This window comes from Longimonas halophila (assembly GCF_002554705.1).
Taxonomy (GTDB): Bacteria; Bacteroidota; Rhodothermia; order Rhodothermales; family Salinibacteraceae; genus Longimonas; species Longimonas halophila.
In genome coordinates this window covers 97,120-109,188 of sequence record NZ_PDEP01000001.1, presented here as the reverse complement: position 1 = coordinate 109,188, position 12,069 = coordinate 97,120, and the positions used below count along the sequence as shown (strand labels likewise).

Here is a 12,069-nt window from a genome sequence, read left to right as displayed (position 1 = left end):
AGAGGGGCTTACAACGAGGAAGCAAGAGCGTCAGACACGTCCCACGGCGCTTTCGTCTGGAACGCGTCGTAGGCGGTGTCAATGAGAGTGGAAAACGTGCTTCGGAAGCGGTCGGGCCCAAACTGTTCAGCATGTGCCCGAATCTGCGCGGGTTCGAAGCGTGCTTCGTCGGATTCAAAGCAGGACACCGCGTCGGCAATGTGGGCCGCAGTTTGCTGAGCGTACAGCAGTCCGGTTTGGCCCGGTACCACCGTTTCGAGCACGCCGCCCCGTCCGTACGCAATGACCGGCGTGCCGCACGCCTGTGCCTCTACCGGCGCAATACCAAAGTCTTCTTCTGCCGCGTATACAAATGCCCGTGCATGCTGCATGTAGTACTGCACAGCCTCGTCGGGCTGGTAGCCCAGCAGCGTTACGTTAGGGCCGGCTTGCTCTTTGAGGCTATCAAGCTCGGGTCCGCTCCCAATGACGATGAGCTCTTTGTCGGGCATTGCCGCAAAGGCCTCTACAATCAGGTCAACGCGCTTATACGGCACAAGGCGCGCCATTGTAAGGTAGTAATCCTCCTTATCCGTCTGCAGCGCAAATGCATCTACATCTACCGGTGGGTACACAACATGCGCCCGGCGCCGGTAGGTCTTCCAGATACGACGAGCCACATACTGCGAGTTGGCCACGTACACGTCCACCCGAGATGCACTTGTGCTGTCGTAGAGGCGCATGTAATGCATAAGCGCACGTGCCATAAATCCGCGTACGCCACGCGTTAGATTTGACTGCTCAAGGTAGTCATGGTAGAGATCCCAGGCGTAGCGCATGGGGCTGTGCACGTAGCTTACATGGAGCTGGTCGGAGCGCGTAAGCAGTCCTTTTGCTACTGCGTAGCTTGACGACACCACCACATCGTGCTCGCGGAGATCAAACTGCTCGATCGCAAACGGCGCAAACGGCAGATAGTAGCGGTACAGCTGCTTTGAAAAGGGCATCGACTGGATGAACGAGGTGTGCACGGGCTTTCCTTGAAGAAAGCCGCGCTGCTCTTCAGGGATATAGTCGATTAGGCTGTAGATGGACGCATCAGGAAGCGCATGAATCATCTGCTCCAACACGCGCTCGGCCCCGGCATATACCGGAAGCCAGTCGTGCACCAGCGCAGGAGCTGTGTATCCCCCCAAAGCCGAAGACGCGTCAGGCGCCTCTGCAACTTGCGGGGCCCCATCGCCCTGGTCTTCGATCTTCCGTACGGCGTCCAAAAGGTGGTGGGGCCGTGGATGCTGACGCGGGGTTGGAGTGTTATTCATGGAAACGCGGTCATGTGCGGTATAACGAGCGGAGCATGCTCTTGGATAGCGGGGCCCTTAACAATAGGGGGCCCCGAACACGCACATGCAGGATACAACAGAACTTCTCTTCGGACTATATCGGCAGAGCGCACCTACTACCGGATGTGTGGCACAGCCCGCATGCGCTTTTGGTAGTGCATTTGCTTAAATGGTGCGTCAGAGTCCCATTAGACATCGGTATAAAGTTACAGCCGTATGCGCCAGATCTTGACAGTGCGATGCGTCAAGATGCTTCGCATGGCACTCGCCCCCGGCGTTCCAGAGCAACGTTTCCATACAGGCAGCCCATACGCGGGCTTTTCAGACACTGTCTAATTGGAGGTCGATGAAGAAAGTATCGAATCATCAGTGCGCCCTTTGCCCTCACGCCCGTATGTCCACTGCACAGCGTACTGCAGCAGTTCTGAGACGGTATCGAACCCCAGCTTCTCTTTGGCACGGCGCCGGTATGTCTCAATGGTCTTGCGGCTTAGTTCGAGCTTATCGGCAATGTCGCGTACAGTGTGGCCTTCCCCAAGCATCTGAAAGACGGTCATCTCACGATCGGTCAGGCGCTCGGTGGTTGATCCCACCTCGTAGTCCTGCTGTCGTATCACTTTGCCCAGAATGCGTGATGACATCCGGCGGCTCAGGTACACGTTGCCACCGTGTACGCTCTCAACCGCGTTGATCACATCGGTGGTCGGCTTGTTCTTCATGACATAGGCCGAGGCCCCCGCGCGCAAGGCACGCTCGGCATACACCGACTCGTCGTACATCGAATATACCACGATGCGGACGCTGGGGGATACATCGCGGATGTGCTCAATGAGATCAAGGCCGTGCATATCTTTCAGCGATATGTCTACAATTGCGACATCGGGCGTGCGGCGCTTTATCTGTTCAAGCGCCTGTGCGCCGGAGCGGGCTTCTCCGCTAACTCGCATATTGACGCGCTGCGATATAGCCGCACTGACGGCTTCTCGGATCGCCGGGTGGTCGTCCACAATAAACACGTTGGTACGGTCGTGGCGCGATGAGTCGGGGGACGGCATGTCGTGTTTGGCGTTCATAGAAGAGGGGGATCTCCAAAACAGACGAAAAGAGGAACATCCGCCACAGACCTTCCTGGCTCACATCTCCTGAAGCGCTTCGCACGTGCCGCTATGGGCATACTGAAGGCACTGTTGGGGTGAGAGATCGGTCGGATGCATACCGTGCATCGGTACAGTGCCAAATATAGGGGTAACATGCGAAGTAGCAGGGTTTATTGCGCGCCATCGTAGCGGTATTTCGAGCGCAGGCTACACCCTACAGATTTGCCGGTGCAGGCCGTTGCCTATGGCTTATCCTTCTGTCATCCTGGAACCTGGACCTCACTTCTTTTTCTGCCTACGAAATGATGCGTATCCTTCTTTTTTACAGGCTGTTACATTAGGCGAATATCTGGATGACATAGCAATATTGCACGGATACGTACATACGTCTACATAATACAACAGCGCCTGACAGCGGAGTCGCTGCCAGGCGCTGGATGCATCCGACCGTTCTAAGATCGGTTACAAAATAAGGGGCGTTTTGACCTACGTGCTACTCACGGGTGTTGGTACCCTGGCCGTAGGTCCACTGCACAGCGTACTGCAGCAGCTCAGATACCGTATCGAAGCCCAGCTTTTCTTTAGCGCGGCGCCGATACGTTTCGATGGTCTTACGTGTCAGGTTCAGGCGATCTTGGATCTCCTGGATGCTGTAGCCTTCGCCCAGCATCTGAAAGACGGCCATCTCGCGGTCGGTAAGTTCGTCAATGGCAAAGCTCGGAGCCGAGGAGCGCCCGGTCGCGACTTTGTTCAGGATGCGCGACGACATCCGGCGACTCAGGTACACTTCGCCATCGTGCACGCGGCGGATGGCCTTGAGCATCGTTTGTGTCGGCTCGCTCTTCATGAGGTAGCCTGATGCGCCTGCCCGAATGGCTCGCTCGGCGTACACGTTTTCATCGTACATCGAGAACACGATCATCTTTACATCCGGATACTGCGAACGCACGTTCTGAACGAGATCAAGACCGTGCGCATCATCGAGCGAAATGTCGATAATCGCAATGTCCGGCTTCTTCTTCTCGATGAGGCGAAAGGCCTCATCCGAAGAGCCGGTTTCGCCGCACATGTCCATGTCCATCGTCTGGCTAATGGTGTCGGCAACGGCCTCCCGGATAGCCGGGTGGTCATCTACTAAAAACACTTGGATGTGATCGGTACGGGTTGAAGCTTCTTTAGTCATAGTGATATAGGGGGGCTGAGCGTGTAGAGCGAAAAGGCCCACAAGTGTAGCCGATCAAGGCAATCGAGCGAACAGAGTACGGGTAGGTGAATCAGAACGTGACCCGCTCTTGGCACAGGAAACAAAACACATTTTCTTCCACCAAGCATGCGCTTTTGGATGATCGCACATGGGCTTCAGGTGTGTATATCTGGCTCCAATCTTTTTGTTGGAACACATATACGACTGTTTTTCTGCAATTGGGAGCAGTTATTGCGATTAATGAAACCGGTTACGGCACATTTTATAAAGCCCAAATATTGTAAAGGTTCTGTGACAGCTGCGTTTTTGCGCGGTACCTGTGGTTTTTCATTATCCAAACCGAGGTGCTGATGCATTCCTCGGCATAGCTGTCTCCTGATCTTTCATCCACAGCCTGTCTTCGATTAGGAACATATGTTGGTGCAACATACGCGTTTGTACACCAATTGCAGAACCGGTTCTACACATCTCCATCGGAATTGAGACGCCGCTTGTCGGGCTGCCTGGGCACATGATTGGTAACAGCTCGGCTCAGCACGCCACCGGCACAGCACGTCGGCAGCAGTCTCAGCATCACCTGGCGGCACTACGACCCCGCAGTTGTGACGCTCGATAAACGATCGCCACAGGGGGAAGTCTGAGCACAGAATGGGTAGCCCATGGTGGAGATACTCGTAAAACTTAGTTGGAATAGACTGTACGCAATTTGGATGTGGTTGCATTAAGCATAGCCCCACAGCCGCCTCCTGGTAGTATGAATTCATACGTTCGGGAGATACAAACCGGCTCCAACCAACTCGTCGTATAAAAGCGTCGAGGTTATCATCATGGATACGAGATTCGGCTCTTTGACGCTCGGCATCAATGTAGCAGACACCGACCCAATCCATTCCTGCACTCAAGGAATGATTGCGAGCTTTGCGTGCCAACTCGATCATTGTGAACAACCCACGCTTCTCTGCAATCACCCCTGTATACAACAAGCGCATATTACGAAGCCGTGCGTCTTGTGCAAAGGGTTCCCTGCATGACCCTGCGTACGGTTTGTAGTAGTTCGGCAGGTAGCTGTACGAGTCACTTGCAGAAAGTATATGTGCATAGCTTGCTTCTGCAATAAAAATATGATCAACCCACCGAAACGCCCAGCGCTCCAGCGCACGCAGCAGTCGTCCCTGCACTGGGCCGTGGCCGCGATAGTCTTCGTGCATGTCGTAGATGACGGATGCCCCGGTGGTGCGCTTCAGGACCCACGCCAGCGGTATCAGTTCGGGGTCGTGGATGTGATAGACCGCAGCGGGAATGGTGCGGGCGATGCGGTACATAGGGACTTGCAGCTTCAGGCGTCCCGCGCGCCCGCTTACTTCTGGAAGCGCATGGATACGGATGCCATCCACCGTGGCGGATGCGTTGCGCTGCGCCACCAGGTGCACGGTGTATCCGACATCGCGCAGGGTCTTGCACTGCCGGTGGAAGATGCGCGGGTCCTGCGGGTGGTGAACCGTGGTTAAGTGCGCGACGTGGGACATCGATAGGCGGGCGAAAGACGACCTTTGACGATGAGAACCGGGCGTGCAGCGCGTGCCGTTTGCCTCACAGACCAACGAGATGCTCCTGAGGTACAGGCAGGTCGCTGCATATCCCTAAAACATAATAAGACATGCCTCAAACAAAAAAAACGCGACCCGGCGTGAGAGCCAAGTCGCGCTGTTTTACCTTGTGTGAGCGGGTGAAGAGATTCGAACTCTCGACCTTCTGCATGGCAAGCAGATGCTCTAGCCACTGAGCTACACCCGCTGGCTGAGTTGCTTTGTCATAAAAGCACGCTCTCAAATACAACGAAGCCACATCAGTTCCAGTCGAATCCGATCTTTGCGGATCCTTCGTTGACATCGCCCTCCTCCTCTTCGGAGCCAGATTCGCTCTCGACGGGTGCTGTCCAGATGGTGGCCAGGGGCGCGGCGCCGTAGGTCTGCCAGAAGGCGGTGGCGGCCTCGTTCGCGGCCACGGTGGAGAGGCGCAGGCGATCGGCCTTGACCTGGGCGGCCCAATGGGCAATAGCATCAATCAGGGCCGTGGCGGCGCCCTGGCGGCGGTGCGCGTTGTCTACGAAGACCTCGTCGATGTACACTTCGGCGCAGTCGGCGTACACCGGCGGCGGACCCGTGCGGTGGGCCCGGACAAACCCGACGACCTCATCGTTGTGCTCGGCCACCCGGATCTGCACGGTGTCGTCGTTGAGCCACATGGGCAGGTCGTGCTGCCAGCGCTCGGCGGCATCGTCGGACAGCGGTAGCCGGTCGTCGTGCGCCGACTGCTCGCGCATGAATGCCTGCCAGAGTGCGGTGAGCGCCTCGCGGTCGGCTGTGGTAGCGGGACGGATGCTGAAGTCGGCGGCCATGAGCACGGAGATTTATATTTTCGGTAATCGTTAGCTGGCAAGTGATGCCTCCCACGTAGTCATCCCGGACAATCCCGACTTCTGTCGGGAGCAGATCCGGAGCCGAGCGAAGCGGCACACGAAGTAACCTACGCTTCCTCTGTCAGCACCAACCACTCCAGAATTAGCGACTACCATATTTCCAAGTCGTCGATCAATGCGCCGCCCCAGGTTTTTCAAGCGCCGACGCATCGTTATGGGAGACGCAGGAGCGTCTCTCTCGTGCCCGTCCGACGGGACCGTCGGACGCAGGGCAGGGCATTCGTGGGGATGCGAAGGCGGTGGCTACGCCACGGCGGGGGTGATGCGGCCTTCGTGCACCAGCTGCTCGGCGTTGAGGATCGCGCCTCCTGCCGCCCCCCGAATGGTGTTGTGCGAAAGCGCCACAAACTTGACGTGGTTCACGGTGCATGCCTGAATGCGTCCCACCGTGACGGTCATGCCATCGCCCGCGTAGACGTGCTTGCGAGGCTGCGGGGCATCGGGCGCGTTGTCCACAACAACGAGCCGCTCCGGGGCCGAGGGCAACGCGCTGACGTCGACGGGGCTTTCGTATGTGCGGAAGGCGTCTTCGACCGCGTCGGGCCCGATGGCGTCGCTAAACCGGACCGAGGCGCAGGCCAGGTGGCCGTTGCGTACGGGCACGCGGTTGCACTGGGCACTGACGGCAAGATCGGCCTCCTGGATCGCGCCGTCGGCATAGGTGCCCAGAATCTTGCGGGGCTCCTCGTCGAGCTTTTCTTCTTCGCCACCGATGTATGGGACGACGTTGCCCAGTGCATCTAACGAGGCCACGCCCGGATAGCCGGCCCCCGAAAGCGCCTGCAGCATCGTGACCTGCACGGCTTCGACGGTAAATGCTTCAACGAGCGGACGCAGCGCGCAGACGAGCCCGACCGTGGAGCAGTTCGGGTTCGTGACGATAAAGCCGCCGCCCGACCACGTCTGCTCATCGATGAGCGCGGCGTGCTCGGGATTGATTTCGGGGATGAGCAGCGGCACATCGGGGGCCATCCGGTAGTTTTTGGCGTTGGAGATCACCGGGAAGCCGGCCTCGGCAAAGTCGGCTTCAATCTCGCCCGCAACCGAGGAGTCGAGCCCCGAAAACACAAGATCGGCGTCAACGGCGTCGGGCGTGCAGGGCACCACCTCCATGTCGGCCACGGCCTCGGGCATCGGGCGGCTGCTGAGCCAGTTTGCGGCGTCGCGGTACGATTTGCCTGCTGAGCGCTCCGATGCAGCCAGCGCTGCAATCGAGAACCAGGGATGATTCGCCAGGCGGCGCACAAAGGTTTGTCCAACGGCGCCGGTAGCGCCTAAGATGCCAACACGGATAGCGGGCTGAGCCATAGGAATAAGGGAGGCGTTAACAGGAGTAAAACAGTGGTAGAGGGATGCGCAGATGCTACGCTATCACGCCGCAAGCGGCGGCCAGAAGGCAGACGTGCCTGCAGCATCGGGCACGATCTGCGTGCCGGGCGCGGTGGGACGGTCGATGCTGCGCACCTGCATGGGGATGGCGCGCTCGGCGAGCGGGCGCAGCGTTTTCGGATGCATGCCCAGCCGCCCCGACTCGGTCCAGGCAAATGCCTGCTCCATCGTAAGGCGATCCAGGCGCTGCGCGGCAGCATCGGTGTTGGGGTCGGCGGTGTAGATGCCGTCTACGTCGGTGAAGCGCGTGAGTGAGTCGGCGTGCAGAAACGACGCGAGGAGCGACGCAGTGTAGTCGCTGCCCTCAAACCCGAGCGTGGTGGTGGTACCATTGGCATCCGCACCCACGAATCCGGCAACGACCGGCACGGCCTCATCCGGCAGCCCGGCAAACCAGTCCGTGATGCGCGCCTTAGACGGCTCCAGATGCACATTAGCCTCGCCGTAGGTGGCGTCGGTCTCGATGAGCGCCGTGGCATCGCCCACCTGGGCGTGCAGCCCCTGGTCGCGCAGGGTAGCGACCACCATCGGCACGGACAGCTGCTCGCCGGTAGCCAGCACTGCATCGCGCAAAGCCGGCGTAAATCCGGTATCGACCACCGTGTTCAGGCGGATGCGCAGGGCTTTTAGCTGCTGTTGGAGCGTGTCGGCATAGGATGCAGACTCCGCCTCTGAAAGCACCTCGCGGGCTTGCGTCTGGTGGCGCGTCTTCAGATCCGCCAGAAACGTATCGATGGCACCGTCTGCCGCTGTATCAGAGGCCTCGCGCGCTGCCACAACCGCTTGCAATCCGCGATCGAGCCGCCGCGTCACGCCCGACAGGGCCGACACCACGAGCACGGGCCGCACCGATGCCTGTGCCTGCCGAACGACCGCGCCAATCGTGCGCATCCGCCCAACAGAACCTGTGGCCGTACCTCCAAACTTCATAACGACAACCGGGCGCGACGCGGTGCTCATAGCAGGCATAGGTTACGTAGAATAAAGACCGTAAGCTGAACCTGCCATTTTTTCGACGTGTTCCTCTGTAGATGCAACAGCGTGGTGCCCTTTGTCAATAATTCCGGTGCCCAAGCGTTGTATTGCAGACCGTATGGCTTTATACTGGAGGCACAGGTTGCTTGCAGAAGCAACACGCGTACTTGTCTCATCTATTTCTTCTGATCTCGTGGACGCTCGCCTTGATGGACGCGCGGTGGCCGAATCGGTCCGTGCAGCAACGCGCCAGGCTGTCGAATCCTTTACACAAGACGCCGACCCGCCCGCGCTGGCGGTGGTGCTGGTAGGCGACCACCCGGCGTCGGCCTCGTACGTGCGTGGCAAGAAGAAAGCGGCTGCCGAGGTCGGTATCGAATCGACCGTGCACCGGCGCGCCGACGGCATCTCGCAGCACGAGCTGCTGGAGCTGATCGGCACGCTCAACGCCGACGCCACCGTCGATGGCATCCTGGTACAGCTGCCCTTGCCCGACCACATCGACCAGCACGCCGTCATCGAGGCCATCGACCCAGCCAAAGACGTGGATGGCTTCCACCCGCAGAACCTGGGACGCCTGCTCATTGGCATGCCGCAGTTTACGCCCGCTACGCCGTCGGGCATCATGGTGCTCCTCAGGCGCGCCCTCGACGACCTTTCGGGGAAGCGCGCGGTGGTGGTGGGCCGCTCGAACATTGTAGGCAAGCCGCTGGCCGCGCTTCTCATGCAGCGCGACGCCAACGCCACCGTCACCGTGTGTCACAGCCGCACGCGCGATCTGGCTGCCCACACCCGCGCGGCCGACATCGTGGTGGCCGCAGTGGGCCAGCCGAAGCTCATCACCGCCGACATGGTACGCGAGGGCGTTACCGTGATCGACGTCGGCATCAACCGCGTCGACGACGACGCGCGCGAACGCGGCTACCGCCTCGTCGGCGATGTCGATTACGACGCCATTGCTCCTAAGGCCCACGCCATCACGCCCGTGCCCGGCGGCGTAGGGCCCATGACCATTGCCATGCTGCTGCGTAACACCTTGCAAGCTGCCCAGCAGCGGCGCGCATAGCCCTGCACGCTCCCCAAACCGCTCAAGGCCAGCGGCTGCCCCACCGTTTTGATGCTGTTTTATGGCTTTCCCCATGCAAGCCTTTCCCTCTAACGCTGTCCCCGCCGATACCACCGGAGCACTTACACCCGGCTCCCCTGCCCCCAGCGGCGACACCGAAGGACTGGACGAGTTCAACCAGACGTTTCGCGAAGCAGTACGTCTGTTCTTAGAGGGTAACTGGGAGCTAATGTCAGAGCAGCTCTGGGAAAGCGCCCTGAGCCTGTCGGCCATCCTGTTGCCCCGGCTACTGCTGGCTGGCATCGCATTTCTGATCTTCTATACGGCCTATCGGCTTGTCGACAGCGCGCTGTTTCAGATCTTAAATCGAAGCGAGCGTGTTGAGGCCGGGCTCCAAAATCTGCTACTGAAGAGCTACCGCGTGGTGGCTGTCGTGCTCATCAGCATCATCGTGCTGGGGCAGCTCGGCGTTGACGTCACCGCACTGGTGGCTGGGCTGAGCATTGCTGGTATCGCCCTTGGTTTTGCCGCGCGCGACTCACTCGAAAACTTCATCTCGGGCGTAACCATCCTGGTCGACGAGCCCTTTGTGGTGGGCGATTACATTGAAGTCGAAGACCAGTATGGACAGGTCGATGAAATCACACTGCGCTCCACGCGCATTCGCACCGTGCGCAACGAGATTATGGTGCTCCCCAACACCTTCATGATCACCAACCGCCTCATCAATCATACCAAGCGCAACACCATTCGCGTGGATGTCGACTTTGGCATTGCCTACGCCGAATACCCCCATGAGGCCCGCCAGGTGGTACTTGCGCTGTGCGAGGACGACGACCGCATCCTCAGCACGCCCAGCCCCACTGTCGTCGTCACCGAAATGGCCGCCTCCAGCGTCAACATGAAGCTGCGGTTTTATCTGCGCGACCCTTCGACCGAGGTGCCCATGCGCTGGGCCTACACCGAAAAAGTGCGCGAAGCGCTGCGCGAGGCCGACATCGAGATTCCCTTCCCGCACATGCAGCTCTTTTTGGATGAAGCCAAAGGGCTGGAGCACTCCGTCCTCTTCGACCGTCCCGATGCCCAGAGCAACAGTCCCTCGTCGTAGCCCGCTGTCTTCGGGCGGCAGAGGCGCGGACCGTCCCCAGCACGGGGATGCAGTGCGGCAGGTCGCCCTGCTCGTAAAACCTGACAGGTGTTGGAAACCTGTCAGGTCGAATGGGAATCCCCCACTCACAAGTCATCCCAGACACAGCACCACACCCACGTACAAGTCATCCCGGACAAGGCGCCCTGGGGCCACCGATCCGGGATCCATTCTTGCCTTGACAACTCCGATCCCTCCGGGATTAGCGACTATCCGGCAATATTTGCATCAAATCCGCTTTTAGTTTGTGGTGCAGACCCGTATGTTTTGTATGTCTCTATGTAAACTTCAGCAGTTTGCTCGCTCCTTCTTTACCAACGGCCTTGTACTCATGCGTTCTGTTATCACCGTGCCACGCTCTTCATGGCTGCTCGGCATCAGCGTGCTCCTTTTGTTCAGTCTTGCTGCCTGTAGCAGCAGCGAATCCACGACCTCAAACTCAGCAACCGACAGCGAGCCCGCCCCTGCTCCGATTGAGCGCCCGGCGTGGAACCAGGGCAACGACACGTACCTGATCCGACTGGCTCCCGAACGCGGGGCCACTTACACCACCGAACTAACACAGTCCACCACGAACAACATGATGGTGCAGGGCAACGCCTTCGACACCGAGCAAGAACAGACGGTCACGCAAACGCTGCATGTGGCCGACTATACCGAAGACGGCATCACCACCCTTGAAACCACCACCGATCGCATGCAGGTGGACTTCAGCGCCCCCGGAGGGCAGGGCCAATCCTACGATAGCGCCGATAGCACCGCCACCGGTCCAATCGCCTCGGCCCTCGCTCCCATGATTGACAAAACCCTTCGTCTTGAACTCAACCAGGGCGGCGCGTTTGTTGGCAATCGCGACTCGCTCACCGCACAGGTCGACTCGCTTATGGGCGAAAACGGCCCCGACAGTGACATGCTGATCGATCCGATTCTGAACCAATTCCGCTTTTATCCGAGTGAGCCGGTTGCCGTCGGCGACAGTTGGTCGAAAGAGGTTGATATGAACGTTGGCGTGCCGCTTACCGTGGACGCCACCTACACGCTCGACGACGTTACTGACGGGACGGCGACTGTTAGCGTCGCTGTTGACATCAACACCAACGGTGCCCCCTTAGAGCTCGGACAGCTGGAAGCGGAAGCCTTCCTCTCGGGAACGCAATCGGGCACGATGACCATCGATCTGGAATCGGGCCTGACGCAATCGAGCGAGATGTCGGCCTCGGTGTCCGGCTTTGCCGAGTTCACCCCACCCGGCCAAAATCAGATGCAAGAGATTGACATGGACATCAACACCTCGACCTCGTTCACGTCGACACGTGCATCGGAAGCAACGACAAACGGGGACGCTGAGTAGCTTGCCTCTCCTCTTGCTTTTTGCCACCAACCCGCTGCT

Annotated in this window: 10 protein-coding genes and 1 tRNA gene; 3 read left to right on the top strand and 8 right to left on the bottom strand. The window is 59.1% G+C overall.

Going from position 1 to position 12,069, the window contains the following annotated elements; genetic code table 11:
• Window positions 1-8: 8 nt before the first annotated feature.
• The 8 genes from CRI93_RS00450 to CRI93_RS00415 form a co-directional block, all read right to left on the bottom strand.
• The gene (locus CRI93_RS00450) at window positions 9-1,253 is read right to left on the bottom strand and encodes a glycosyltransferase family 4 protein (RefSeq protein ID WP_245850230.1); all 1,245 of its coding nucleotides are present in this window, start codon (window positions 1,251-1,253) and stop codon (window positions 9-11) included.
• A gap of 401 nt (window positions 1,254-1,654) precedes the next feature.
• Window positions 1,655-2,395, bottom strand: coding sequence for a response regulator transcription factor (locus CRI93_RS00445; RefSeq protein ID WP_245850228.1), 741 nt, complete (start codon window positions 2,393-2,395; stop codon window positions 1,655-1,657).
• Window positions 2,396-2,912: 517 nt separating this feature from the next.
• The gene (locus CRI93_RS00440; RefSeq protein WP_098060632.1) at window positions 2,913-3,602 is read right to left on the bottom strand and encodes a response regulator transcription factor; all 690 of its coding nucleotides are present in this window, start codon (window positions 3,600-3,602) and stop codon (window positions 2,913-2,915) included.
• A 425-nt stretch (window positions 3,603-4,027) separates the two neighbouring features.
• The gene (locus tag CRI93_RS15650; RefSeq protein WP_098060631.1) at window positions 4,028-5,149 is read right to left on the bottom strand and encodes a glycosyltransferase; all 1,122 of its coding nucleotides are present in this window, start codon (window positions 5,147-5,149) and stop codon (window positions 4,028-4,030) included.
• 195 nt (window positions 5,150-5,344) lie between these two features.
• Window positions 5,345-5,417: transfer RNA gene (locus CRI93_RS00430), tRNA-Gly, on the bottom strand.
• A 52-nt stretch (window positions 5,418-5,469) separates the two neighbouring features.
• The gene (locus tag CRI93_RS00425; RefSeq protein WP_098060630.1) at window positions 5,470-6,021 is read right to left on the bottom strand and encodes a GNAT family N-acetyltransferase; all 552 of its coding nucleotides are present in this window, start codon (window positions 6,019-6,021) and stop codon (window positions 5,470-5,472) included.
• Window positions 6,022-6,345: 324 nt separating this feature from the next.
• Window positions 6,346-7,410 carry an aspartate-semialdehyde dehydrogenase gene (asd, locus tag CRI93_RS00420; protein ID WP_098060629.1) on the bottom strand — a complete coding sequence of 355 codons (1,065 nt, stop codon included), beginning with the start codon at window positions 7,408-7,410 and terminating at the stop codon, window positions 6,346-6,348.
• Window positions 7,411-7,473: 63 nt separating this feature from the next.
• Window positions 7,474-8,451 carry an amino acid kinase family protein gene (locus CRI93_RS00415; protein WP_098060628.1) on the bottom strand — a complete coding sequence of 326 codons (978 nt, stop codon included), beginning with the start codon at window positions 8,449-8,451 and terminating at the stop codon, window positions 7,474-7,476.
• Between the two features lie 208 nt (window positions 8,452-8,659).
• Here CRI93_RS00415 and folD point away from each other — a divergent pair, with 208 nt between their 5' ends.
• The 3 genes from folD to CRI93_RS00400 all read left to right on the top strand — a co-directional run bounded on the left by folD (window position 8,660) and on the right by CRI93_RS00400 (window position 12,030).
• Window positions 8,660-9,532, top strand: a complete 873-nt coding sequence (folD, locus tag CRI93_RS00410) for a bifunctional methylenetetrahydrofolate dehydrogenase/methenyltetrahydrofolate cyclohydrolase FolD (protein WP_245850224.1) — start codon at window positions 8,660-8,662, stop codon at window positions 9,530-9,532.
• 73 nt (window positions 9,533-9,605) lie between these two features.
• Window positions 9,606-10,640 carry a mechanosensitive ion channel family protein gene (locus CRI93_RS00405; RefSeq protein WP_098061036.1) on the top strand — a complete coding sequence of 345 codons (1,035 nt, stop codon included), beginning with the start codon at window positions 9,606-9,608 and terminating at the stop codon, window positions 10,638-10,640.
• Window positions 10,641-11,010: 370 nt separating this feature from the next.
• Window positions 11,011-12,030 (top strand): DUF6263 family protein, encoded by a 1,020-nt coding sequence (locus tag CRI93_RS00400; protein WP_141491491.1) that lies wholly within the window; start codon window positions 11,011-11,013, stop codon window positions 12,028-12,030.
• Window positions 12,031-12,069: the final 39 nt, after the last annotated feature.